Consider the following 25,113-nt stretch of genomic DNA (forward strand, 5'->3'; position numbering starts at 1 on the left):
CCTTGGGGGCCCTGCGGGTTCCGGGGCTGCGGAACGCCGCAGCGAGCGATGGGAGGGACCCTACGGAGGGGGTGTGACAGTCCGAAGGGACCAGCGGGTCACGGGGTGGTCGGGAACGACAGCAGGGTAGTTTCGAACGGACGTTCGGGTCAAGGACCTCCGTCCTCAGCCCCAGGCCAGGAGGCTGGCGGCCAGCACCACCAGCGCGGCCCCGAAGGCCACCTCCAGCCTGTCGGCGTCCACCCGCAGGGCGGTCCGGGCCCCCAGGGCCGACAGCGGCACCGACGCCGCCCCGAACAGCACCACGAACCCCGGGTCGATGTGGCCCAGGGCGGCGTGGGTCACCGTGCCGGGCACGGCCAGGGCCGCCGACACCACCAGCGACGTGCCCAGAGCCGTGCGCACCGGCAACCGGAGCACCACCAGGAACAGGGGGGCGAGCAGGAAGCCTCCGCTGTTGGCCAGGAACCCGGCCACCAGGCCCACCGCCGCCGCCGCCGCCACCACCGCCGGATCGACCGCCCACCGGGTCGGGGTGCGCATCGCGGCGGCCACAGCCCCTCCCTCCGCCGCAGCGAGGCCGGACCGGCCGACGACCGCCGGCTCTCCGCCGGGACCGTTCCCGAGGCCCGGGGCCTCCGCACCACCGCCGGGAGCAACCCGAGGGCCCGCGCTCGACCCGTCATCGAGGCTGCCGACGTCCCGCCGGGAGCGGGTCCGGGACCGGCCGGCACCGATCAGGATGCCCACGCCCAGCCCGCCCACCAGCACGTCGGTGGCCGTCACCAGCGAGGCGGCCGGCACCCACCGGGTGCACAGGGCCCCGACCACCGTGGCGGGCAGGCCGACGGCTACGCACCAGGCCGTGACCCGCCAGTCGACCAGGCCCCGCTTGGCGTACTGGCGGCCGGCCAACAGGGTGCCGGGGATGGTGGCCGGCAGGGGGCCGGCCAGGGCCACGATGGGGGGGATGCCCAGGGCGGCCAGGATCGGCGTGGCCAGGGCCGATCCCCCCTTGCCGAACAGGCCACCCAGGAACCCGGTGGCGGCACCGACGAGGAGGATGGCGAGCACGGTCACGGGCCCCAGGCTGGAAGGCGCCGAGACAGTCCGCAAAGTGATCCTTCCTATTCTCCGGATAGGCTCTCCCTATGGAGATGCGCCAGGTCGAGCACGCGGTGGCCGTGGTGGACGCCGGCGGCTTCACCGCCGCCGCCGACGAGGTGGGCATCACCCAACCGGCCCTGTCCCAATCAGTCGCCGCCCTGGAGCGCGACCTGGGCGTCGCCCTGTTCCACCGGCTGCCCCGCCACGTGGCCCTCACCCCGGCCGGTGAGGCCTTCCTGGGGCCCGCCCGCCAGCTCCTGCGGGCGGCCGACGCGGCCCGGGAGGCGGCGGCCCAGGTGGCCGGGGTGCGGGCCGGCCGGCTCGACCTGGTGTCGCTGCCCACCCTGGCCGTCGACCCGCTGGCCGACCTGGTCGGCCGGTTCCGAGCCGCCAGCCCCGGGGTGGTGGTGCGCATCAGCGCCCCCGACGCCCGATCGGCGGTGCTCGACCAGGTCCACTCGGGCCAGGCCGAGCTGGGCCTGGCCGAGGTGACCGGCGACGAGGCCGTCCTGGCCGGCCTGGACACCCGGCCGGTGGCCAGCCAGGAGGTGCTGCTGGTGGCCCCGCCCGGCACCCGCCTGGCCCGGACCCGGCGGGTGCCCCGGCGCCGGCTGGGCGAGCTGGACCTGGTCAGCACCCCGGTGGGCACCTCCACCCGGGGCCTCCTGGACGATGCCGCGGCCGCCGCTGGGGTCGAGCCCCGGGTGGTGGTGGAGACGGCCCACCGCGAGGCCCTGGCCCCCCTGGTGGTGGCCGGGGCCGGCGCCGCCCTGCTGGCCGCCCCCCAGGCTCGCCAGGCCGAGGCCGGGGGCGCGGTGGTGGCCCGCCTCGACCCGCCCCTGCGCCGCCACGTGGGCTTCGTCCACCGCACCGGCGCCCTCTCCCCGGCGGCGGCCGCCTTCCTGGCCCTAGCTCCCTCCCCGACCCCGGCGGGGTGAACGGTACGCTGCCGCGCCATGGCCACGCGGGGACGGGGACGACCGGCCGGCGGTGACCCCACCGTCGCCACCGAGCACGTCCTCGACGCCGCCCTGGAGGCCTTCGCCGAGCGGGGCTACGACGGCACCTCGGTGCGGGAGCTGGCCCGCGAGCTCGGGGTCAGCCACAACCTGATCCCCCAGCGCATCGGGACCAAGGAGGAGCTGTGGTACGCCGCCGTCGACCGGGGCTTCAGCGCCCTGGCCGAGGCCCTGGCCGACGCCGCCGCCACCCACCAGGACGGTGACGACGTGGCCCGCCTGCGGGCCCTGGTGGTGCGGTTCATCGAGGCCAACGCGGCCCGCCCGTCGCTGCTGCGCCTCATCAACCAGGAGGCCACCGCCCCCGGGCCCCGGCTCGACCACCTGTTCGAGCACTACATCGACCCGGTGCGCCGGTTCGGCCAGGACCTGCTGGAGCGGTTGCGAGCCGAGGGCCAGATCCGCACCGACTCGGTGGCCCTCGTCTACTTCCTCATGACCCACGGGGCCGGCGGCCCGATGGCCCTGCCCGCCCTCTCGGCCCGCTTCGGGGCCTCCGTGGACCCGGCCGACCCCGAGGCGGTGCACCGCCACGCGGTGGAGGCGGCCGACGTCCTCTTCGACGGGCTGCGGGCCCGGTGAGCCTATATTGACAACTGTCACCAGCTTCACCATGCTAGCCCCATGGACCTGCGCCAGAAGATCCGGGACGAGATCGAGGCGGTGGGTGGCCGCCACGACGAGCCCGCCGTCTACGACGGCCCGGCCGGCGACCCCGGCCTGGCCGGCGGGCCGGGCAGCATCTCCTGGGAGATCAACGGCGACCTGGCCAGCATCAGCCTGGCCGGCTCGGCCGCCGTCATCATGGAGGTCCTGCACCCGTCGGTGATGGCCGGCGTGTCCCAGCAGTCCACCTTCCGCACCCAGCCGCTGCTCCGGGCCCGCAACACCCTGGGCTACGTGCTGCGCACCACGTTCGGGTCCACCGAGGCCGCCACCGGCGTGATCGAGAAGGTGAAGCGCATCCACGGCCGCATCACCGGCACCCGGCCCGACGGCGTGCCCTACGCCGCGCTCGACCCCGAGCTCATCGCCTGGGTCCACACCTGCATCCCCTGGGCCGTCATGACCGCCTTCGACCGCTACCGGCGGCCCCTCACCCCGGAGGAGAAGGACCGCTACCTGGCCGAGCAGGCCGTCATCGGCCGCATGGGCGGGGCCGACGAGGTGCCCGAGACGGTGGCCGACCTGGAGGCCTACGTCGAGGCGATGCGCCCACGCCTCTCGGTCAACGCCCAGACCCGCGAGTTCATCGACTTCCTGGCCGGTGACAGCGACGGCGAGTTCCGGGCCGGCCCCCTCGGACAGCTGAGGAACCGCCTGGGCCTGTCGGCCTCCATGCTGCTCGTGCCCACCTGGGCCCGGCACCTGACCGCCACCTACCAGCCGGCGGTGGTCCAGCGGGCCTACCTGGTGCCCAACGCCCACCTGGAGGCCCGCCTCGTCCGCTGGGCCTACCCGGAGCTGCCCTGCCACCGCATGGCCGTGGCCCGGGCCACCGGCCAGGCCGCCGCCACCCCCTCCACCGCGGTGGCCTGATCCCGGGCTCCCGCCGGGTGCAACGTCAGGGCCCCAGTGGCACGGTGGCCAGGATCTCGTAGCGGTGGTCGGGGCCGTGGGTGCTGTGCACCAGGTCGACGTGGTCGACGGTCCAGGTCCGCTGCTCCTCGGTCCCGCCGACCGGGCCGCCCAGGGCGCCGGCTGGGAGCCGAGCCCTCCCCCGGGCCCGGGCCATGGTGACGTGTCCGACGAAGGTGTGGTCGGGGGGCTGGCCCAGGTGGGCGGTGGCGTCGATCACCGCCGAGGCCAGGTCGTCCAGGCCGGCCACCGGGACCACCGCCACCGGGCCCAGGCGCTCGACCCGGTCCCCCAGCACGGCGGTGGGCGGGGCGAGCGGGCGCACCGCGGCGGCCACGGCCTCGACCACCGGGGCCGGGTCCTCGACCTCGCCCAGGAAGCGGAGGGTGACGTGCCATCGCTCCGGCGGCGTCCACCGCACGCCGTCCAGGGCCGGCCGGTCGATGCCGGCCAGCCGCCGGCGCACCTCGGCCGACGGCCAGGTGGCCATGAACAGCCTCACGGCGCATCCCGTCCTGAGGCGTCTCGGCCCGTGATCACGTGCGGAGGCGCCTCGGGAGCCCTCCGGGCAGACCCGCCGGGGGCCGGGTCAGACCGGTGCCCCACCTGCCGCTCGCTGCCGCTCCGCCAGGCGGGCCCGCAGGAGGCCGAGGCCGGAGATCACCGCGAACTGGCGGACCTGGATCCGGTCGCCGGGGAGCTGGAGTCGCACCGAGGACACCTCGCCCTCCAGGTCGAGGCCGATGAAGACGGTGCCGGGGGGCTCGTCCTCGCCGGGCTGGGGCTCGGGGCCGGCCACCCCGGTGAAGGACAGGCCGACGTCGGCCCCCAGGGCGGAGCGGGCGCCGCGGGCCATGGCCTCGGCCGCGGTGGCCGTCACCACCGGCCCCTCGGGCACGTCGAGGAGGTCGAACTTCACCTCGCTGGCGTAGGAGACCACCGCGCCCCGGAACGACTGCGAGGCCCCCGGGGCGTCCACCACGCGGGCCGCGGCCATGCCGCCGGTCAGGGACTCGGCCAGCCCCAGGGTGAGGTCGGCCTGGTCCAGCAGGTCGAGCACGGCGTGCTCCATGGTCTCGTCGTCCACCCCGAAGACCAGGTCGGGGCCGAGCACGGCCCGCACCTGGGCCTCCTCGGCGGCCAGCAGCGCGGCAGCCTCCTCGTCGGAGCCGGCCTTGGCCGTGAGCCGGACCTTCAGGCCCTCGATGCCCGAGGCCAGGAAGGCGATGGTCACCGCGGGCTGGCCCGCCGCCGCGGCCCCGTCCAGGGCGGCCAGGCGCCCGGCCAGCCGCTCGGCCAGGCCCGACTCGCTCTCGCCCCAGGTGCGCAGGGTCCGGCTGCGGATCACCGCGGCCACGCCGGCCCGGTCCCGCAGGTCGGGTAGGACGGCCCGGGAGACGATCTCCTTCATCTCCCGGGGCACGCCGGGCACGGCGTAGATCACCTTGTCGACCGGGGTGCCGTCGGGGCCGGGGCGGGTGAGCGGGCAGATCAGGCCGGGGGCGGTGCCGGGCTGGGGATCGGCGATGGCGGTGGCCCCGACCGGCACCTCGGCCTGGCGGAAGTTGTTGGCCGGCATGGTGCGGCCGAAGCCCCGGAACATGGCCTCGATGCGGGCCGCCACCGCGTCGTCCAGCTCCAGGTCGACGCCCATGACCCGGGCGATGGCCTCGCGGGTGATGTCGTCGTGGGTGGGGCCCAGGCCGCCGCACACGATCACCGCGTCGGCCCGCTCGACGGCCTCGTCGAGGGCGGCCACGATGCGCTCCAGGTTGTCGCCCACCTTGATCTGGCGCAGGGAGTCGATGCCGGCCAGGGCCAGCTGCTCCCCGATCCACGACGAGTTGGTGTCGACGATCTGGCCGAGCAGCAGCTCGGTCCCCACAGCCACGACCTCACACCGCATCCCGGTGAACCTACCGATCACAGGGCGATGCCGACGTACTTGGTCTCCAGGTACTCGTCGATGCCCTCGGCGCCGCCCTCCCGGCCGAAGCCGGAGTGCTTCACCCCGCCGAAGGGGGCGGCCGGGTTGGAGACGATGCCCTGGTTGAGGCCGACCATGCCGGTCTCCAGAGCCTCGGACACCCGGAGGGCCCGGGTCAGGTCCCGGGTGTAGACGTAGGACACCAGGCCGAAGGGGGTGTCGTTGGCCGCGGCCACCGCCTCGTCGTCGGTGGCGAAGGTGGTGATCGGGGCCACCGGGCCGAAGATCTCCTCCTGGAGGAGGCGGGCGTCGCCGGGCACCCGGTCGAGCACGGTCGGGGCGTAGAACCAGCCCCGCTCCCCCACCGTCTCGCCCCCGGTGCGGACCCGGGCCCCGCGGTCCACGGCGTCGCCCACCAGCTCGGCCACCTTGTCCCGGGTCTCGGCGTCGACCAGCGGGCCCACGTCGACACCCTCGTCGCTGCCCCGGCCCACGGTCAGGGCCCCCATGCGGCGGGCCAGCTCGGCCGAGAACTCCTCGGCCACCGACTCGTGCACCAGGAACCGGTTGGCCGCGGTGCAGGCCTCGCCCCCGTTGCGCATCTTGGCCACCAGGGCCCCGTCCACCGCGGCGGACACCTCGGCGTCGCCGAAGACCACGAACGGGGCGTTGCCGCCCAGCTCCATCGACACCCGCAGGAGCTGCTCGGCCGACTGCTCGACCAGGCGGCGCCCCACCTCGGTCGACCCGGTGAAGGACAGCTTGCGCAGGCGAGGGTCGCGGACGAGGGGCTCGACCACGTCGCCGGTGCGGGACGTGGTGACCACGTTGAGCACCCCGTCGGGCAGGCCGGCCTCGGCCAGGATGCCGGCCAGGGCCAGCATGGTCAGGGGCGTGGACCGGGCCGGCTTGACCACCATGGTGCAGCCGGCGGCGATGGCCGGGCCGATCTTGCGGGTGCCCATGGCCAGCGGGAAGTTCCACGGGGTGATGAACAGGCACGGCCCCACGGGCTGGCGCATGGTCAGCAGGCGGGTGGCCCCGTTGGGGGCCGTCGACCACCGGCCGGCGATGCGCACCGCCTCCTCGGAGAACCAGCGGAAGAACTCGGCCCCGTAGGTGACCTCGGCCCTGGCGTCCGTCAGCGCCTTGCCGTTCTCCAGGGTCATGAGCAGGGCCAGGTCGTCGGCCCGCTCGGTGATCAGCTCGAAGGCCCGGCGCAGGACCTCGCCCCGGTCCCGGGGCGGCGTGCGCCCCCACTCGCCCTGGGCCGCCACCGCGGCGGCCAGCGCGGCATCGCCGTCGGCCGGGGTGGCGTCGGCCACCGAGGCGATGACCTCCCCGGTCGAGGGGTCGTCCACCTCGATGTGGCCCCCGTCGGCGCCGGCCCGCCACTCCCCCCCGACGAACAGCCCCTGCGGCACGGCGGCGACCACCTCGGCCTCGTGTCCAGCGAGCGCAGCCATGGGGACCTCCGGGGGGCGGTGGGACACCGACGGTACCGGCCCCTTCCCCCGTCCTGGCCGCGCACTCGACGGCGGCCGCCACGGTTTCTCACCCCCGCGGCAGGGGCCGTAGGTTCCGGGGGTCGCTGACCGGCTCCGGAGGACAATCGTGCGCAGCCCCAAGGACTTCTTCCGCCCCCTGGCCGTGGGGGCCCCCGAGCCGGTGCGGGAGATCCCGGTCCGGCCGTCGCGGATGATCCACTTCTTCCCGCCCCACCTGGACAAGGTGGTGGCCAAGCTGCCGGAGATCGCCCCCACCGTCGACGTGCTCCTGGGCAACCTGGAGGACGCCATCCCCTCCGACGCCAAGGAGGCGGCCCGGGCCGGCCTGGTCAAGGTGGCCCGCGACCTCGACATGGGCGACACCCAGCTGTGGACCCGGGTCAACAGCCTGGACTCGCCCTGGGTGCTCGACGACCTCACCACCCTGGTCACCGAGGTGGGCGACAAGCTCGACGTCATCATGATCCCCAAGGTCGAGGGGCCCGAGGACATCCACTACGTGGACCGCCTGCTGGCCCAGCTCGAGGCCCGGGCCGGCCTCACCCAGCCCCTCCTGGTCCACGCCATCCTGGAGACGGCCCGGGGCGTGGCCAACGTGGAGGAGATCTGCGGGGCCAGCCCCCGCATGCAGGGCCTGTCCCTGGGCCCGGCCGACCTGGCGGCCAACCGGCGCATGAAGACCACCCGGGTCGGCGGCGGCCACCCGGGCTACCTGGTCCGCCAGGACCCGAGCGCCGAGGACCCCGAGGCGGCCCGGCCCACCCACCAGCAGGACCTCTGGCACTACACCATCGCCCGCATGGTGGACGCCTGCGCGGCCAACGGGATCCTCCCGTTCTACGGCCCGTTCGGCGACATCAAGGACACCGTGGCCTGCGAGGACCAGTTCCGCAACGCCTTCCTGCTGGGCTGCGTGGGGGCCTGGAGCCTCCACCCGGTCCAGATCGGCATCGCCAAGAAGGTGTTCTCCCCCGAGCCCGCCGATGTGGCCCACGCCCTCCACGTGATCGAGGCCATGGGGGATGGCACCGGCGCGGTGATGATCGACGGGAAGATGGAGGACGACGCCTCGGTGAAGCAGTGCCACGTCATGGTCGACCTGGCCAAGGCCCTGGCCGAGCGGGACCCCGACCTGGCCGAGCGGTACGGCTTCGCCGGATCGGAGGCCTGACGTGGCCGGCGAGACCACCCTCCGCCCCCGCCGCTCGGTGCTCTACATGCCGGGCGCCAACGAGCGGGCCCTGGAGAAGGCCAAGGGCCTGGCCGCCGATGCCCTCATCCTCGACCTGGAGGACGCGGTGGCCCCCGACGCCAAGGCCGAGGCCCGCGACCGGGTGTGCGCCGCGGTGGGCTCGGGCCAGTACGGGGCCCGGGAGCTGACCATCCGGGTCAACGGGCTGGACACCGCCTGGCACGCCGATGACATCACCGCCGCCGCCGCCGCCGGCCCCGCCGCCGTGGTGGTGCCCAAGGTGGGCTCGGTGGCCGACGTGGCCGCCGTCGAGAAGGGCTTGGAGGCGGCCGGCGCCCCCGACCACACCCGCATCTGGGCCATGGTCGAGACGCCGGCGGCCATGCTCCACGCCGAGGCCATCGCCTCGGCCTCCGAGCGGCTCACCGTCCTGGTCATGGGGACCAACGACCTGGCCAAGGAGCTCCACGCCGAGCACGTGCCCGGCCGCCAGCCCCTCCTCACCGGGCTGGGCCTGTGCCTGCTGGCCGCCCGGGCCACCGGCAAGGTCATCCTCGACGGCGTCTACAACGACATCAAGGACCCCGACGGCTTCGAGGCCGAGTGCGTCCAGGGCCGGCAGATGGGCTTCGACGGCAAGACCCTCATCCACCCCAGCCAGCTCGAGCCGGCCAACCGGGTGTGGGCCCCGTCCCCCGACGCCGTGGACGACGCCCGAGCGCTGATCGCCACCTTCGAGGAAGGCGTCGCCGCCGGCAAGGGCGTGGTCACCCACAACGGGCGCATGATCGAGAACATGCACGTGGACAACGCCCGGCGCCTCATCGCCCTGGCCGACGCCATCGCCGCCCTCGACCAGGGCTGACCCGCCCCGCGGGGCGGGCGGTCAGGGCGAGCCGGCCCGGGCCCGGTGGCCCAGGGTGGTGGCCGCCTCGCGCCCGTCCAGCAGGTACTGGGCCCCGCTGACCAGGGTCAGGGCCACCGCGCCCCACAGCACGGCGTCGGCCAGCACCGGCTGGTCCACGGCCAGGGGCAGGAGGGCCAGGGCCACGGCCAGCTCCTGCACCACGGTCTTGACCTTGGCCAGGGTGCGGGCCGGCACGGCCAGCCCGGTCCGGCTCAGGCGGGTGCGGTACACGGAGATGGCCAGCTCCCGGGCGCTGATGAGCACCACCGGCAGCCACGAGAACCGCCCGGCGGCCACCAGGGCGTAGAGCGCCCCCAGCACCAGCACCTTGTCGGCCAGCGGGTCGAGGAAGGCCCCCGAGCGGGTGGTGCCGTGCCGGCGGGCCAGGGCCCCGTCGATGCCGTCGGTGACGGCCAGGGCGAACCAGAGGGCCACGGCCAGCCACGACGACGGCTGGTCCAGGATCATCACCAGCAGGGCCGGCGAGACCAGCAGGCGGAAGATGGTGACGGCGTTGGCCGGGGTGATGAGGGCGGACGGGCCGTAGCGGTCCACCTCCACCCCGTCGTCCCGCTCCGCCGTCATCGGGGACCTCCGGCCACGACCGCCATGGGCTGATCCTGGCACGCGGCGGGGCGGGGCACGGCCCTTCGACCCGCCACCCCCCCGTCACGTCACATCGCGGTCAGGGGCGCTCGGCGTGGAGGTCGGGGCCGGCGGCGCCGGTGACCACCAGGGAGGCGATCTCCCCGACCGGCAAGTCGTCGGGGACGACCACCACGCCGTCGATCTCGGGGGCCTCGCGGTGGGTGCGGCCCTCGCCCGGGCTGTCGACCAGCACCTCGACCCGCTCGCCCACCAGGTCGGCCCGGCGGCGCTCGGTGATGGCGTCCTGGAGCTCGCGCAGCTCGGCCAGCCGCTCGGCCATGAGGGCCGGGTCGACCGTGCCGTCCAGGTCGGCGGCGTAGGTGCCGTCCTCCTGCGAGTAGGAGAAGAAGCCGCACCAGTCCAGCTCCACCTCCTCCACGAAGCGAAGCAGGGCGTCGTGGTCGTCCTCGGTCTCCCCCGGGTAGCCCACGATGAAGTTGGAGCGCAGCGCAGCGCCGGGCTCCCGCCGGCGGATGTCGTCGATGCGGGCCCGGAAACGGTCACCGTCACCCCACCGCCGCATCCGGCGCAGCAGGGGCCGGGACACGTGCTGGAGCGACAGGTCGAAGTAGGGCACACCCGAGGCGCACACCGCGTCGACCAGGGCGTCGGTCAGGTCCGACGGGTACAGGTACAGCAGCCGGACCCGCTCCACCCGGTCCGCCACCTGGCGCAGGAGGGGCACCAGGCCCCGCTCCCCCACCCCCTGGTCCCGCCCGTAGGAGGCCAGGTCCTGGGCCACCAGCACGATCTCGGCCGCCCCCAGCTGGTCGACCTCGGCCAGGACGGCCTCGGCCGGCCGGCTGCGCTGCGGCCCCCGGAACGAGGGGATGGCGCAGAAGCCGCAGGCCCGGTCGCAGCCCTCGGCCACCTTCACGTACGCCCACGGGGCGGTGGCCGCCGGCCGGGGCAGGTTCAGCAGGTCGAAGTCGGGGACGTCGGGGGCCACGGGGCCGGCGCTGCCCACCCGGGGGCGGAGCAGGACCGGGACCAGCCCCGCGCCCCCGGCCGGGGGCGGGGTGGTGGCCGGGTCCAGCAGCGAGTGGCCGAAGCCGACCACGGCGTCCACCTCGGGCAGCTCGGCGGCCAGCTCGTCGCCGTAGCGCTCGGCCAGGCACCCGGTGACCACCAGGCGGGCCCCGTCCCGCCGGGCCTCGGCCAGGCCCAGGATGACCTCGATCGACTCCTGGCGGGCGTCCTCCACGAAGGCGCAGGTGTTGACCACCACCACGTCGGCGTCGGAGGGGTCGTCAGCCGCGGTCAGCCCGTCGGCCACCAGGCGACCGGTGAGCTTGTCCGAGTCGACCGAGTTCTTGGGGCAGCCGAGCGTCTCCACCCAGTAGGAGCGTGCAGGCACGAGCACCGAGGCTACCGGTGACCGCCCCGGGGCCGGCCATGGGCGTGGCTAGCGTGCGGCCGTGCACCACGCCCTGTTCCTGGCCCCGTTCGAGGAGCTGAGCGACCCGCACGCCCTGGTCGAGGTGGCCCAGGCCGCCGAGGAGGCCGGCTGGGACGCCCTGTTCCTGTGGGACCACGTGCTGCGGGACCCGGCCGAGGCCACCCACGTGGCCGACGCCTGGACCATGCTGGCCGCGATGGCCGGCGCCACCGAGCGCCTGCGCATCGGGCCCATGGTCACGCCGCCGTCCCGGCGCCGGATGGCCACCCTGATCCGCCAGGCCACCACCGTCGACCACCTCAGCCAGGGCCGACTCACCGTGGGCGTCGGGTTGGGCGTGGACAGCTACGGGGAGCTGACCCGCTTCGGTGAGGTGGTCGACCCCCGCACCCGGGGCGAGATCCTGGACGAGGCGGTGGACGTGCTGGCCGCGGCGTGGCGGGGTGAGCACGTCGTGCACCGGGGCCGCCACCTGACCGTGGACGGCGTCACCTTCGAGCCTCGGCCCGTGCAACGACCGTCCATCCCGCTGTGGGCCGCGGCCCGGGAGCGGGCCCTGGCCCCCGTGCGGCGGGCCGCCCGCCTGGACGGCCTGTTCGCCATCGAGGTCGGGGTGGGCGACCTGCGCCGAGCCCTGGACGAGGTGGTGGCCGTGCGGGGCAGCCTGGACGGCTTCGACGTCGCCGTCCGGGTCAGCATCTTCGACGACCCGGCCCTGCTGGACGTGCCCGGCGTGACCTGGGCCATCCACTCCAACGCCCCCGACATCCCCCGGACCGAAGCCCTGGCCCGGGCCACCGCCGGCCCCTCGGCCTGAGCGGTGGGCCGGGCCCGACGCCGGGCGCCCACGGCTCACACCCCGGCGGGGGGGCCGGCCAGGCGCTCCTCGTGGACCGTCACCAGGTCGGGCTGGCCGGTGTGGTCGTGGCGGCTGCGCTCGAAGCGCACGGTGGCCCGGGGGCCGTCGAGGGTGAGGGTGGCCACGCCGTTGCCGAACCACGGCCCGCCGGCCAGGTCCCACCGCAGCGGCTCGTCGCCCCCGGCGGCCAGGCGACGCCCCACCTGCCCCAGCGCGGTGCCCACCGGCGAGGCGGCCAGGCGCAGGGCCCGCTCCAGGTTGGCGGGCACCCCGTTGCGCAGCGGGGAGCTCACCAGCTGGACCACCCGGGCCCGGTCGACACCCAGGTCGGCCGGGGCCAGGTAGCTGAAGTGGACGTCCCCCGAGAGCACCAGCAGCGAGGAAGGGCAGGGGCCCTCCTCCCCGGCGGCCACCGAGGCCAGCAGGGCGGCCAGGTCGTCGAAGGACCGGCCGAAGCTGGGCCAGTGCTCCAGGTCCCGGTCCCGGCGGGCCCGCTCGGCCAGCTGCCGCCCCGGCGGGCCGCCGCGCCCGGAGGCCACCGCCTCGGTCGACCGCTCCAGGTCGTGGACGCCGGGCGGTAGCAGCCAGGGCAACGAGGAGCCCAGGAGCAGGTGGTCGAGCCCGTCGCGGTCGACCCGGGCCCGCTCCGCGGCCCACGCCATCTCCCGCCCGTCGATGATGGCTCGCTGCCCCTCGGCCAGGCACCGGCTGTTGCGGGTGTCGAGCAGCAGCAGGCGGGCCCGGGCCGAGCCCTCCAGGTCGCGGCAGGTGCTCCAGCGCTGCGCCGCCGGGTCGGCCCGGTCGAGGCGCCAGCCCTCGACGCGGCCCTCCAGCAGGGCGGTGGCGTCGTCGGCCCTGGCCACCGCCCGGGCCAGGTCGTCGCCCTCCAGCTGGGCCGGGGTGAGGTTCCCCCAGTGCTGGTAGAGCCAGTAGGAGACGAGGCCGCCGGCGATGCGGCGGTCCCACCAGGGCTCCCGCCCCATGCGGTCCAGCCAGGCCTCGGAGATGTTCCAGTCGTCGACCACGTCGTGGTCGTCGAAGACCATGGCCGAGGGCACCGTCGACAGCAGCCAGCGCACGTGGGGGTGGCCCCAGCTGCGGCGGTACAGCTCGACGTACTCGCCCAGGTCGGCCACCGACCCGGGCGGCGGGTCGACCGACCGCCGACGTCGTCGTCGCCCGGGGCCCACCACCTCATCGGCGTAGACCTGGTCGCCCAGCAGCGCCAGGGCGTCGGGCAGGTCGTCGGCCGAGCCCCGGGCCAGGCGCCGGGCCAGGGCGTCGAGGGCGTCGACGCCGTGGCCCTCGGGGTCCTCGGTGCGGGGCCGGTCGTACGGCGGCCGCAGCGGCGCCTCGACGCGGCACGAGCCGAACACCACCCGCAGCGGGCGGGCCCGATCGGCGGTGCGGATGACGCTGGGCGGCAGGTCGCCGGTCGGCGGGGGCCACACCGCCCGGTCGTCGAGGCGCACCTGGTAGGCGGTGGTGGCCGCGTCGGGCAGGCCGTCCACCACCACCAGGGCGTAGTGGGAGCCGGCCACGGCCGTGGTCCGGGCCCGCCCGGTGGCCGGCCCGGCCGTCACCTCCACCTGGCACGGGCCGTCGGCCTCGACCCAGACGGTGGCCGCCGGCCCGTCGACGCAGCGCAACAGCGGTCCCAGCACCAGCTCGGCCATCGCCCGTTCCTAGTGGACCGACCGGGCCGCCGCGGCCCGACCCGCCGGCGGGGCGACGGCCGTAGGCTCGGGCCATGGCCGGACCCGATGCCTTCGTCACCACCGTGGAGCCCCGCCGCGACGGGCCGCTGGTGGTCACCGGCCGGGTGGCCCTGGCCGGCCCCGACGGCGCCCCGTCCGAGGTGGTCGAGCGGCTGTTCCTGTGCCGGTGCGGGGCCTCGGGCGACAAGCCCCGCTGCGACGGCACCCACAAGCGCATCGGCTTCACCGCCCCGGGCGTCGCCCCACCCCGCTCGCCCGCGCCCTGACCTCCCGGCTCAGGACGAGCGGGCCAGGCGGGTCGAGATGTCGGCGCACTCCTCGCACACCGACGAGGGGACGACCCCCAGGCGCATGAGGACGGCGAAGATCCGACAGCCCAGGCACAGGCCCAGGGCCGACTCCAGGGTGGCGGCCACCGTGACCGCCCCGACCAGGGCCCGGGCCGGGCCAGAGGCACCGGCGACGGCGGCGACCACCGCGGCCAGGGAGAGGGCAGCGCCGATGCCCTGGGCGAAGCGCTTGGGCGGGCCCGGCGTGGGGCGGGGCGCCGCCGACAGGGCCGGGCGCACCACCCGGGTGACGAGCTGGCCCAGCGGGCTGAGGGTCGGGCCGCTCAGCACCCGGGCCACGAAGCCGTAGGCCAGGACGGCCAGCAGGGGCCACCAGCCGGTGAGGACGTAGGCCCCGCTGAAGCCCACCACCCCGGCCGCCACCAGGCGGGCCGACACCTCGTCGACGGGGTGGGGGAAGCGGAACACGGACCTCACCCGCAAAACCCTACCCAACGGGTCGGCTTTTGCGGCGCGCCGTCAGGGCCGGTCGGGCGACCCCGGGCCCGGCCCGGGGGTGTCGGGGCCCGGCGGCGAGCCGGGGCCGCCGGCCGAGGGGCCGCCCTCCAGCTCGTCCACGGTCATGAGCACGGCCCGGGCCTTGGAGCCGACCGAGGGACCGACCACGCCCCGCTGCTCCAGCAGGTCCATGAGGCGGCCGGCCCGGGCGAAGCCGACCTTGAGCTTGCGCTGGAGCATGGAGGTGGAGCCCAGCTGGCTGCGGACCACCAGCTCGGTGGCCTGGGCCAGGAGGTCGTCGTCGTCCCCGTCACCCGGGGCCCCGCCCCCACCGCCGCCCACGCGGCCCTGGGCCTCGTCGCTGCCCAGGACGGTCTCGTCGTAGCTCACCTCGGGCGACTGGCGCCGCCAGTGGGCCACCACTTGGCGCACCTCCTCCTCGGTCACCCACGAGCCCTGGACCCGGTGGGGGACGCTGGAGGACGGGCCCAGCAGGAGCATGTCGCCCTTGCCCAGGAGGCGCTCGGCCCCCTGCTGGTCGAGGATGACCCGGCTGTCGGTGCTGCTGGACACGGCGAAGGCCCACCGGCTGGGGACGTTGGCCTTGATGAGGCCGGTGATGACGTTGACCGAGGGGCGCTGGGTGGCGATGACCAGGTGGATGCCCACCGCCCGGGCCTTCTGGGCGATGCGGGTGATCGACTCCTCGACGTCGCGGGCCGCCACCATCATCAGGTCGGCCAGCTCGTCGATCACCACCAGGATGAACGGCAGGCGCGGGTAGCTGGGGTCCAGCTCGGTCCGGGGCTGCAGCTCGCCCCGGTCGTGGGCGGCGTTGTAGCCGGTGACGTCGCGGAAGCCGACCTCGGCCAGCAGGTCGTAGCGGCGCTCCATCTCCCGCACCGCCCAGGCCAGGGCGTTGGCCGCCTTCTTGGGGTCGGTCACCACCTCGGTCAGCAGGTGGGGCAGCCGGTTGTACTGGCCCATCTCGACCTGCTTGGGGTCGACCAGGATCATGCGCACCTGGTCCGGCGTGGCCCGCATCAGCACCGAGGTCAGCAGCGAGTTGATGCACGACGACTTGCCGGCCCCGGTGGCCCCGGCGATGAGGACGTGGGGCATGGCGGCCAGGGCGGCCATGACCGCCTTGCCGTCGATGTCGCGGCCGACGGCCACCTCCAGCGGGTGGGTGGCGGCCCGGGCCTCGGGGCTGGCCAGGATGTCGCCCACCGTGACCAGCTGCTTGTCGACGTTGGGGATCTCGACGCCGATGGCCTGCTTGCCGGGGATGGGGGCCAGGATGCGGACGTCCGCGGTGGCCATGGCGTACGCGATGTCGCGGTGCAGCGAGGTGACGCGAGCCACCTTCACCCCCGGGCCCAGCTCCAGCTCGTAGCGGGTCACCGTGGGGCCGACGGTCATGCCCACCAGCCGGGTCTCGACGCCGTGCTCGGCCAGGGCGTGCTCCAGGTGGCGGCCCACCTCCTCGACCTTGCGGCGGTCGACGGCCTTGCTGCCGGTGCGGTCGAGCACCTTGGCCGGCGGCAGCTTCCAGGCCGACGGCTGGGCCGCGGGGCCCAGGTCGAGGTCGAGCTGCTCGGGCTCGACCTCGGGCGGGGGGGCCTTGGCCTTGCGGGCCCGGCGCCGGGGCGGGGGCGGGTCGCCCTCGGCCTCGAAGTCGTAGACGGCCGGGTCGTCGGCGCCGTCGGTCAGGTCGACCAGCCCGTCGGTGGCGTCGTCCCGGGCCTCGCGCTCCAGCCGGAACAGGGACCGGAAGGCGGCCCACACCCGGCTCAGGGCCGGGCGGGTCCCGGCCGCCACCCCGGAGGCGGCCCGCGGCACGGCCGTGCGCAGGGTCAGGTCGGCCACCAGGATCACGCCGGCCACGGCCACCAGCACCAGGACGGCCACCGCCCCGGCCGTGGCGGCCAGGGTGCGCAGCGGCTCGCCGACCAGGGCCCCGATCGCACCGGCGGCGTCGACCAGCTCGTCGCCCGGCGCCCCGATGGGGGGCGAGCCGGTGGCCAGGTGGAGCAGCCCCAGGCCGGACACGGCCAGCAGCACGGCGCCCAGGGCCCGGCGGGCCGGGCCGTGGGCGGCCTGCGGAACCTCGCCGGTGTCGGGGTCGGGCTCGGGCGCGGAGGCCACCCGGCCCCGGATGAGGAGGGCCCCGGCCACGGCCAGGACGGGGGGCACCAGCACCCGGGCCCCGCCCACCAGCAGGCCGACACCGCGGGCCGCGGCCCGGCCCAGCAGGCCCCCGGCGTCCCCGCCGTAGATCCCCAGGGCAGCTACCACGGCCAGCAGGATCAGGACCAGGCCGGCCAGGTCGGCCCGGTGGCCCTCGGTGGCCCTGGCCGTGGCCCGGGCCACCCGCACCACGGTGGGGTCGGTGGCCGGGGCCGGGCGCCGGGCGCCGGGCCCCCGGGACCCACCCTTCCCACCACCGGACGGCGGGCGACGCCCACCGGCGGGGGTGGAGCGGGAGCGGGACGACGACCCGGAGCGCGAGCCCCCGGACCCACCCCGACCCGCCGAACGGGGGCTTCGGCGCGTGGCGGTCACAGTGGGCCCGACGCTACCAGCGCCCTCCGGCCCCGAAGCGGACACCCGCGCGCCCCCGGCGCCGAGGTGAACGATGCATGACACGGAGATGTCCGGGGCGTAGCGTCCTCGGGCCCCCGCACGGCGGGCACCGGGACCGACCAGGAGGGCGACGTGGGCCAGCCGCGCCGAGGCATCGATCGACGGCAGCTCCTCATCGGAGGGGCCAGCGCCGCCGCGGCGTGGCATCTGGGCGGGATCCCCCTGGTGGGGGCGGTGGGCCGGAGCGTCCGCCACCTGCCCCTGGCCGCCCTGGTCGACCCGGCCGGCACCACCCTGCAGGCCACCCTGGCCCGGGCCCCCGGCGACGGCTACCGGCGCCTGGTCGAGGGCCCCGGCCAGCCCCTGGTGGTGCGGCCCGAGCTGGCCGCCCCCAAGGGCGGGCGGGAGGACCGGCGCCGCCCGCTGGCCGCCCTGGTGCAGATCAGCGACCTCCACCTGGTGGACGTCCAGAGCCCGGGGCGGGTCGAGCTGCTGGACCGCCTGGGGGGACCGCTGACCGCGGCCTGGCGCCCCCAGGAGGCCCTGTCGACCCAGGTGGCGGCGGCCATGATGGGCCACGTCGGCGGCCTGGCGCGGGGGCCGGTCACCGGCCGCCCGTTCGACGCCCTGGTCTCCACCGGCGACAACACCGACAACGGCCAGCTCAACGAGCTGGACTGGTTCATCGGCGTGCTCGACGGCGGGCCCCTCACCCCCGACAGCGGGGCGCTCGGCACCTACGAGGGCATGCAGGACGGCACCGACCCCGACCCCGTCTACTGGCACCCCGACGACGGCGTGGCCGACCAGTGGAAGGCCGAGCGGGGCTTCCCGTCCTTCGACGGGCTCCTGGCCGACGCCATCGCCTCCTTCGACGCCCCCGGGGTGCGCTTCCCGTGGTGGCCCACCTACGGCAACCACGACGGCCTGCTCCAGGGCAACGTGGCCCCGTCCGGGCCGTACGACGAGATCGTGACCGGGAACCGCAAGATCACCGGCCTGCCGGACGGCACCGACCCCTACTCCCTGGTGGCCGACCTGTTCGCCGACCCGGCCGGGGTGGCCGCCAGCCTGGCCGCCGGCCGGTACCGGTTCCGGGAGGTCACCGCCGACCCCGACCGCCGCTCGGCGCGGCGGCCCGACTGGATCGAGCGCATGCTGGCCTCGCCCGGGGGCCACGGCTACGTCTCCGACGACCTGGAGGCCACCAAGACCTGGTACCGGTTCGAGGTGGCCGAGGGCGTGGTCGGCCTCAGCCTCGACACCTGCGCCCACGGCGGCGCGTCCAACGGCTGCATCACCGAGGGCCAGCTCCGGTGGCTGGAGGAGGAGCTGGCCTCGGTCCACTCCACCCACGTGGCCGCCGACGGCTCCGTGGTGCGCACCGGGGCCGACGACCAGTTGGTCCTGGTGTTCAGCCACCACACCTCGGGGACCATGGACGCCGATCCGCCCGACCCGGCCTTCCCGTCCGAGCGCCGGGTCCAGGGCGAGGAGCTGGTGGCCACCCTGCTCCGCTACCCCAACGTGGTGGCGTGGGTCAACGGCCACACCCACACCCACGGGATCACCGCCCACCCCGACCGGAGGGACCTCACCCCGGGGTTCTGGGAGGTGACCACGGCCAGCCACATCGACTTCCCCCAGCAGTCCCGCGTGCTGGAGCTGGTCGACAACGCGGACGGCACCCACTCCCTGTTCGGGGTGGTCCTGGACCACGACGCCCCGGCGGTGGCCGACCCGTCCGATCGGAGCCTGGCCGGCCTGGTGTCCATCAGCCGGGAGCTGTCGGCCAACGACGCCCAGGGCCACTCGGCCGCCTTCTCCGACCCGGCGGTGTTCAACGTCGAGCTGGTGCGGGCCGCCCCCTTCGTGCGGGGCGGGCCGGCCATGGGGCGCGCCGCCGCGGCCGCTCCTCGGGGCGCCGGCTCTTCGGGCCCGGACGACGGCGGGTCCGGGCCAGGCCTGGTCCTGCCCGGCCTGGCCACCGCCCTGCTGGCCGGCGGGGCCGCGGTGGGGGCCACCGTCAGCCTGCGCCGGCGCCGCCAGGGGGCCGAGGCCCGGGCCGGGGCGGGACCCGACGGCAGAGGTGACGACGGCGAGGATGTGGGCCAGGGCGGACCCGACCGGATGTGACCGGCGGGCCGCCGATCTCGGCCCTCAGGCCTCCATGACCACCGGCACGATCATGGGCCGGCGACGGGTCCGGTCGTTGACGAACCGCCCCGTCGAGCGGCGCACCACCCGGGCCAGGGCCTCGACGTCCCCGGTGGGGTTGGAGGCCAGGGCCTCCTTGAGCTCCTGGGCCACGTGCTGGCGGCACTCGTCGAGGAGGTCCTCGGCCTCGGCCGCGTGCACCCAGCCCCGGGTGATGATCTCGGGGCCCAGCACCACCGAGGCGGCATCGACGTCGACGCCGGCGATGACCACCACCACGCCCTCCTCGGCCAGCACCCGGCGGTCGCGCAGCACGCCGTGGCCGATGTCGCCGACGCCCAGGCCGTCGACGTAGAGGTAGCCGGCCGGCACCCGCCCGACCTTGCGCACGCCCTTGGCGTTGAGCTCGATGCGATCGCCGTCCTCGCAGAGCAGGACGTGGTCGTCGGCCACGCCCATCTTCCGGCCGAGGGCGGCGTGGCTCACCAGGTGCCGGTACTCGCCGTGCACCGGCACGAACCACTCCGGCTTGGCGATGGACAGGTAGGTCTTGAGCTCGTCGGCCTTGGCGTGGCCGGTGGCGTGCACGTCCTCGATGCCGGAGTGCACCACCTGGACCCCCAGGCGCATCAAGCCGTCGATCACCTTGGACACGTTCATCTCGTTGCCCGGGATGGGGTGCGAGCTGAGGATCACCGTGTCGTTGGCGTCGAGCTGGAGGAACTTGGACTCGCGGTTGGCCATCAGGGTCAGGGCCGACATGGGCTCGCCCTGGGACCCGGTGCTGATGACGCACACCTTGCCCGGCTCCAGGTCGCCCACCTCGTCGATGTCGCGCAGGTGGGAGTCGGGGATGCGGAGGATGCCCATCTCCCGGGCCAGCCGGACGTTCTTCTTCATGGACAGGCCGAGGGTGGCCACGGTCCGGTCGAAGGCGATGGCCGCGTCGGCGATCTGCTGGATGCGGTGGATGTGGCTGGCGAAGCAGGTGGTGACGATGCGCCGGCCCTCGTGGGCGTGGAACAGGTCGTAGAGGACCTTGCCCACGCTGGTCTCGCTGCGGGAGTGGCCGTGCTGGTCGGCGTTGGTGCTGTCGGCCAGGAGGAGGCGGACGCCCTCGTCCTCGGCGATGGCCCCGATGGCGGCCAGGTCGGTCAGCCGCCCGTCCACGGGGGTGAGGTCCAGCTTGAAGTCGCCGCTGTGGAGGATGGTGCCCTGCGGGGTGTGGATGGCCACGGCCAGGGCGTGGGGCACCGAGTGGGTGACCGGGATGAACTCGCAGTCGAAGGGCCCGAAGGACCGCCGGTCCCGGTCGCCCACCGGGATCAGCTCGGTGCGGCCCAGCAGGCCGGCCTCCTCGATCCGGTTGCGGGCCAGGGCCAGCGACAGGGGCGAGCCGATGATGGGGAACGACAGCTCCCGCAGCAGGAACGAGAGGGCGCCGTGGTGGTCCTCGTGGCCGTGGGTGACGATGCAGCCCTCGATGCGGTCGCCCTGCTCGAGGAGCCAGGTGAAGTCGGGGAGCACCAGGTCGACCCCGAGCATGTCGGCGTCGGGGAACATCAGCCCGCAGTCGATCAGGAGGATGCGGCCCTCGACCTCGATGGCGGCGCAGTTGCGGCCGATCTCACCGAGGCCACCGAGGAAGGTGACGTGGACGGGTGCGGCTCTGCTCATCGTGGCGCGAGCCTAGGTCCCCAGCGGCCCGCGGCCCCCCTCCCGAGGTCCGGCGGCGGCCGGTCGCTAGGGTCGGGCCGCCCCCGGCCCGGTCCCGGGTGGGGGCCGCCCGCCCCCGATGCCCCGCCCTGCCGCCCGCCCCCTCCCCGCGCCGGCCCACCGGGAGCGGCGCACCTGGTGGGCCACCTTCGCCCTGCTGCTCCTGGCCGGGGCGGGGTGGTCGCTGGCCACCCCGCTCATGAGCGGCGCCGATGAGTCCGACCACGCCATCCGGGCCGCGGCCGCGGCCCGGGGCCAGCTCGTGGGCGGCGACACCCGCGAGCTGCTGGGGGCCCGCAACGTGTTCATCGAGGTCGAGGTGCCCGAGGCCTACGGCCAGGCCCGTTCGGCCGCGGTGTGCTTCATCGACACCCGGGTCAGCCCCGCCCCCAACGCCAGCCCCTTCGGGGAGCTGGGCCCCCCACCACCCTGCACGCCCCTGGAGGGCGGGCGGGACCGGGTCACGGCCACCACCCTCCAGTACCGGGGCCAGCCCACCTACTACGCGGTGATCGGCCTGCCCACGCTGCTGTGGCCCGACGGCACCGGCGTCACCGCCATGCGCCTGGCCAGCGCCCTGCTCACCGCCGCCCTCCTGGCCTCGGCCCTGGCCGCGGCCCGGACCCTGCCCGACCGGCGGGCCGCCACCCTGGCCGTGCTGGCCGGCGTCACCCCCGTGTGCCTGTGGCTCTCGGGCCAGGTCAACACCGGCGGGGCCGAGATCGCCGCCGCCCTGCTGCTGTGGACCGCGGCCCTGGCCCTGGTCCGGGCCCCGGAGGTGACCGGGCGGGTGGTGGCCCGGGCCGGCCTGGCCTTCGCCCTGCTGTCGGTGCTGCGCGGCCTGTCCCCGGTGTTCAGCCTGGGGGCGGTGGTGACCGTGGCCCTGGTGGCCGACCGCGAGCGGCTGGCCACCCTGGCCGCCCGGCGCGACGTGCGGCGCTGGGCCGCGGCCGGCGGGGCCTGCTGGCTGGCCTCGGTGGGGTGGCTGGCCTACGTGCAGCTCCGGTTCCCGCTGGATGCCCGGCCCGGCTCGGGGGCGGCCACGGCCCTGGGCGACTGGGACTGGTACCTCCGCCAGACGGTGGGCGTCTTCGGGGTCAACGACATCGTCCTGCCCGGGGTGGCGGTGGTGGCCTGGCTGGCCGTGGTGGCCGCCCTGGTCGGCGTCGGCCTGGTGCGGGCCACCGGTCGGGCCCGCCTGGTGGTGGCCGGCCTGGCCCTCGGGTCCTTCGCCGTCAACGTCACCGCCGAGGGCCTGAGCTTCCCGCCCATCGGCTACTACTGGCAGGGTCGCTACGTCCTCCCGCTCCTGGTCGGCGTGGTCGTGGTGGCCAGCGGGGCGGCCCCCCGGGGCACCTCGCCCCGCCCCCTGCCCCGGGTCGTGGCCTGGGCCGGCGCCGGGGTCCTGGTCGCCGTGCACGGCTGGGCCCTGGCCCACGCGGCGCGCCACCTGGCCGGGGAGGGCCGCGGCGACCGGGGTTACCTCGACGCCCTGCGGGATCCCGTGTGGGCACCGCCCCTCCTCCCGGCCTGGGCCTGGGTCCTGCTCCACGTCGCCGCCGTGGCCGCCACCGCGGTGGCCGCCCTGTCGGGGGCGGGGCCGACCACCGAGGCGACCGCCGGGACCGGAGCCACCGGGAGCCGCTGACGAGGGCCCGGCCGCCTACCGTGGGGCGCCTTGGCCCCGCCGACCACCCTCCCCGCTCCCGACCGGGCCGCGAGCCGACCGACTGGCCGGCGCGACCACGCCGCCGTGCGCCGGGCCCTGGCCACCTACCGGGGCACGTCGCTGCGGACCCGGGCCTTCGTGGTGGCCCGCTACGCCATCGCCCCCCTGGGCCCCCTGACCGAGGAGCTGGGCACCCTCCGGGGGCGAGTGCTGTCGCTGGGCAGCGGCCTGGGCATGGTCGAGCGCTACCTGGCCGAGGTGAACCCCGACATCTCCTTCGAGGGCATCGACCTGGACGCCGAGAAGGTGGACCTCATAGAGGCCACCCGCCACCGCAGCCCCCGCGTCCGCCTGGTCCAGGGCGACGCCACCGACCTGGCCGGGCGCACCGGGTACGACGCGGTGCTGGTGTGCGACGCCCTCCACCACTTCCCCCCCGCCACCCACGCCGGCCTGGCCGCCGCCATCGCCGAGGCCCTGGTCCCCGGGGGCGTGTGCATCGTCAAGGACCTCGACCGGCGCCCCCACTGGAAGCACGAGTGGAACCGGGTCCACGACCGCCTGGTGGCCGGGCCCGAGCCCATCGCTTGCCGGTCGCTGGAGGCCATGGCCCGGCTGGTGGCCCGGGCCGGCCTGGAGGTGGAGCGGGCCGACCGCACCGACCGGGCCCTCGAGCCCTACGCCCACTACGTCCTGCGGGCCCGCAAGCCCCTCACCTGAGGCCTGAGCTCGACCCCTCGCCCACCCGACCCCGGCACGAAGGAGCCGGGATGTCGGGCACGTCCGTGCCGGGTTGACGCGGTCAGGGCAGGAGGCCGAGGCCCTCGGCCACCTGGCGGGCCGCGTCATCGGTGCCCTCGGGGGCCGGCCCCAGCGGCAGGCGGCACTCCCCGACGGGCAGGCCCAGCACGTCCAGCATGGCCTTGACCGACTGCGAGAACACGCAGGTGTCGGAGTTCATGTACCGGAACGACGGCAGCAGGCTGGTGTGCAGCTCCCGGGCCCGGTGCAGGTCGCCCTTCTCGAAGGCACCGATCATCTCGGCCTGCACGGCCGCGGTCCAGTGGCTGGCCACGCCGACCACCCCCACCGCCCCGTAGGCCAGGAAGCCCAGGGTCAGGGGCTCGTCGCCGCTGTAGACCTCGAAGCCCTCGGGGACCTCGGTCAGCAGGCGGGCCGTCTCGGCCGGGTCGCCGGCCGCGTCCTTCAGGGCCACCACCGTGGGCACCTCGCGGGCCAGGGTGAGGATGGTCTCGGTGGCCATCTTGCGGCCGGTCCGGCCGGGCACGTCGTAGAGCATGACCGGCAGGTCGCTGGCCGCGGCGATGGCCCGCACGTGGGCCTCCAGCCCGGCCTGGGCCGGCTTGTTGTAGTACGGGGTGACGGCCAGGACGGCGTCCACCCCGGCCTCGGCCGCGGCCTCGGTCATGGCGATGCTGTGGGCGGTGTCGTTGGTGGTGCTGCCGGCCACCACCGGCACGTCGACCGCGGCCCGCACGGCCCGGAACAGGGCCACCCGCTCGTCGTCGGTGAGGACCGGGCTCTCGCCGGTGGTGCCGGCCACCACCAGGCCGTCGTTGCCCCGGGCCACCAGCCACCGGGCCAGCTCGCCGGCCCGCTCCACGTCGAGGGCGCCCTCGGCCGTGAACGGCGTGGCCATGGCCGTGAGCACCCGCCCGAAGCGAGCCATCAGAGGGGGGTCCGGGCGGCGGCGATCATCGCCGCGACCCTAGCGCTCACCCCCGGCGACCCCCGGTGCGGTTCGGGGGGCCGCCGGACCGCTCAGGCCTTGGTGCCGCTGTTGACCTCGCCCTCGGCCAGGGCGAACATCTCGTACTCCTCGCCGGTGTCGGCCATGTCCTCGAACTGGATGACGCCGATCTCGCCGAACTTCTGGCGCAGCCAGCCGTCGCCGGCGTCGAGGAGGCCGAGCTTCTTGCAGTTCGGCACGATCTTCGAGAAGAGCATCGACTGGAACAGCTTGCGGGTGTCGTCCTCGATCACGAGGGTGAGCGCGTCCTTGACGTCGACGCCCATCTTCTCGAAGACCTCCTGCTGGAGGAACCGGTCACGCATGCGGACGGCCGCCTCGAACGCGAACTCCTGACGCTCACGAATCTCGGCCGAGCTGAGCTCCTGGTAGAACTCCTGCAGCGAGAGGACACCGAACGCAACGTGGCGCGCCTCGTCCGCCATCACGTAGCGGAGCAGCTTCTTCAGCAGCGGCTCGGTCGTGAGCTGGTGGATGAAGCCGAACGCGGCGAGCGCGAGACCCTCGACCATGATCTGCATGCCGAGGTAGGTCATGTCCCACCGGTTGTCGCTGATGATGTCG

At 75.6% G+C, this 25,113-nt stretch carries 22 protein-coding genes; 10 read left to right on the top strand and 12 right to left on the bottom strand.

All coding sequences use genetic code 11. The features are described from left to right. Positions 1-165 precede the first annotated feature (165 nt). Positions 166-1,080, bottom strand: coding sequence for a TSUP family transporter (locus VEW93_15635; protein HYI63221.1), 915 nt, complete (start codon positions 1,078-1,080; stop codon positions 166-168). A 71-nt stretch (positions 1,081-1,151) separates the two neighbouring features. Between VEW93_15635 and VEW93_15640 the strand changes: the two genes are divergently transcribed. The 3 genes from VEW93_15640 to VEW93_15650 are packed head-to-tail and all read left to right on the top strand — an operon-like array spanning position 1,152 to position 3,665. Beyond that, complete coding sequence (locus VEW93_15640) at positions 1,152-2,045, top strand: LysR family transcriptional regulator (protein ID HYI63222.1); 894 nt, start codon at positions 1,152-1,154, stop codon at positions 2,043-2,045. Positions 2,046-2,063: 18 nt separating this feature from the next. Beyond that, positions 2,064-2,708 (top strand): TetR/AcrR family transcriptional regulator, encoded by a 645-nt coding sequence (locus VEW93_15645; protein HYI63223.1) that lies wholly within the window; start codon positions 2,064-2,066, stop codon positions 2,706-2,708. 42 nt (positions 2,709-2,750) lie between these two features. Continuing rightward, complete coding sequence (locus tag VEW93_15650) at positions 2,751-3,665, top strand: oxygenase MpaB family protein (GenBank protein ID HYI63224.1); 915 nt, start codon at positions 2,751-2,753, stop codon at positions 3,663-3,665. 25 nt (positions 3,666-3,690) lie between these two features. On the opposite strand, the gene VEW93_15655 is transcribed toward VEW93_15650, so the two are convergent. The 3 genes from VEW93_15655 to VEW93_15665 form a co-directional block, all read right to left on the bottom strand. After that, positions 3,691-4,206: a 2'-5' RNA ligase family protein gene (locus VEW93_15655; GenBank protein HYI63225.1), complete on the bottom strand. Its 516-nt coding sequence runs from the start codon at positions 4,204-4,206 to the stop codon at positions 3,691-3,693. An 87-nt stretch (positions 4,207-4,293) separates the two neighbouring features. Further along, positions 4,294-5,610, bottom strand: coding sequence for a CinA family nicotinamide mononucleotide deamidase-related protein (locus VEW93_15660; protein HYI63226.1), 1,317 nt, complete (start codon positions 5,608-5,610; stop codon positions 4,294-4,296). 17 nt (positions 5,611-5,627) lie between these two features. Then, complete coding sequence (locus tag VEW93_15665) at positions 5,628-7,097, bottom strand: NAD-dependent succinate-semialdehyde dehydrogenase (protein HYI63227.1); 1,470 nt, start codon at positions 7,095-7,097, stop codon at positions 5,628-5,630. A 148-nt stretch (positions 7,098-7,245) separates the two neighbouring features. Here VEW93_15665 and VEW93_15670 point away from each other — a divergent pair, with 148 nt between their 5' ends. Further along, the gene (locus VEW93_15670; GenBank protein HYI63228.1) at positions 7,246-8,310 is read left to right on the top strand and encodes a CoA ester lyase; all 1,065 of its coding nucleotides are present in this window, start codon (positions 7,246-7,248) and stop codon (positions 8,308-8,310) included. A 1-nt stretch (position 8,311) separates the two neighbouring features. Then, the gene (locus tag VEW93_15675; GenBank protein HYI63229.1) at positions 8,312-9,196 is read left to right on the top strand and encodes a CoA ester lyase; all 885 of its coding nucleotides are present in this window, start codon (positions 8,312-8,314) and stop codon (positions 9,194-9,196) included. A 21-nt stretch (positions 9,197-9,217) separates the two neighbouring features. Here the strand turns inward: VEW93_15675 and VEW93_15680 are convergent, their stop codons facing one another. Further along, positions 9,218-9,823, bottom strand: coding sequence for a CDP-alcohol phosphatidyltransferase family protein (locus VEW93_15680; protein HYI63230.1), 606 nt, complete (start codon positions 9,821-9,823; stop codon positions 9,218-9,220). A gap of 100 nt (positions 9,824-9,923) precedes the next feature. Beyond that, a complete protein-coding gene (locus VEW93_15685; GenBank protein ID HYI63231.1) occupies positions 9,924-11,243 on the bottom strand; it encodes a radical SAM protein in 1,320 nt (439 codons plus the stop codon). Positions 11,244-11,304: 61 nt separating this feature from the next. Here VEW93_15685 and VEW93_15690 point away from each other — a divergent pair, with 61 nt between their 5' ends. Further along, positions 11,305-12,102, top strand: coding sequence for an LLM class flavin-dependent oxidoreductase (locus tag VEW93_15690; GenBank protein ID HYI63232.1), 798 nt, complete (start codon positions 11,305-11,307; stop codon positions 12,100-12,102). Between the two features lie 35 nt (positions 12,103-12,137). Here VEW93_15690 and VEW93_15695 read toward each other — a convergent pair whose 3' ends face one another. After that, positions 12,138-13,820 (bottom strand): alkaline phosphatase D family protein, encoded by a 1,683-nt coding sequence (locus VEW93_15695; protein HYI63233.1) that lies wholly within the window; start codon positions 13,818-13,820, stop codon positions 12,138-12,140. Positions 13,821-13,894: 74 nt separating this feature from the next. Between VEW93_15695 and VEW93_15700 the strand changes: the two genes are divergently transcribed. Further along, entirely contained in the window at positions 13,895-14,128 is a 234-nt protein-coding gene (locus tag VEW93_15700) for a CDGSH iron-sulfur domain-containing protein (protein ID HYI63234.1), read from the top strand. 9 nt (positions 14,129-14,137) lie between these two features. Here the strand turns inward: VEW93_15700 and VEW93_15705 are convergent, their stop codons facing one another. Next, positions 14,138-14,629, bottom strand: coding sequence for a DUF4395 domain-containing protein (locus tag VEW93_15705; protein ID HYI63235.1), 492 nt, complete (start codon positions 14,627-14,629; stop codon positions 14,138-14,140). A gap of 42 nt (positions 14,630-14,671) precedes the next feature. After that, on the bottom strand, positions 14,672-17,023 hold the full coding sequence (locus VEW93_15710) for a DNA translocase FtsK 4TM domain-containing protein (protein HYI63236.1): 2,352 nt from the start codon (positions 17,021-17,023) through the stop codon (positions 14,672-14,674). A gap of 345 nt (positions 17,024-17,368) precedes the next feature. Here VEW93_15710 and VEW93_15715 point away from each other — a divergent pair, with 345 nt between their 5' ends. Beyond that, positions 17,369-19,372 (top strand): TIGR03767 family metallophosphoesterase, encoded by a 2,004-nt coding sequence (locus tag VEW93_15715; GenBank protein HYI63237.1) that lies wholly within the window; start codon positions 17,369-17,371, stop codon positions 19,370-19,372. Positions 19,373-19,396: 24 nt separating this feature from the next. On the opposite strand, the gene VEW93_15720 is transcribed toward VEW93_15715, so the two are convergent. Further along, on the bottom strand, positions 19,397-21,070 hold the full coding sequence (locus tag VEW93_15720; GenBank protein HYI63238.1) for a ribonuclease J: 1,674 nt from the start codon (positions 21,068-21,070) through the stop codon (positions 19,397-19,399). Between the two features lie 118 nt (positions 21,071-21,188). On the opposite strand from VEW93_15720, the gene VEW93_15725 reads away from it, so the two are divergent. Together VEW93_15725 and VEW93_15730 are read left to right on the top strand one after the other, a co-directional pair. Continuing rightward, positions 21,189-22,757, top strand: coding sequence for a DUF2142 domain-containing protein (locus VEW93_15725; protein ID HYI63239.1), 1,569 nt, complete (start codon positions 21,189-21,191; stop codon positions 22,755-22,757). 30 nt (positions 22,758-22,787) lie between these two features. After that, a complete protein-coding gene (locus VEW93_15730; GenBank protein HYI63240.1) occupies positions 22,788-23,498 on the top strand; it encodes a class I SAM-dependent methyltransferase in 711 nt (236 codons plus the stop codon). Between the two features lie 82 nt (positions 23,499-23,580). Here the strand turns inward: VEW93_15730 and dapA are convergent, their stop codons facing one another. Beyond that, positions 23,581-24,468: a 4-hydroxy-tetrahydrodipicolinate synthase gene (gene dapA / locus VEW93_15735; GenBank protein HYI63241.1), complete on the bottom strand. Its 888-nt coding sequence runs from the start codon at positions 24,466-24,468 to the stop codon at positions 23,581-23,583. A gap of 92 nt (positions 24,469-24,560) precedes the next feature. Continuing rightward, a partial coding sequence (locus VEW93_15740) for a ferritin-like domain-containing protein (GenBank protein HYI63242.1) occupies positions 24,561-25,113 on the bottom strand: 553 nt, incomplete at its 5' end.

Source organism: Acidimicrobiales bacterium, assembly GCA_035630295.1.
Classification (GTDB): Bacteria; Actinomycetota; Acidimicrobiia; order Acidimicrobiales; family Iamiaceae; genus Iamia.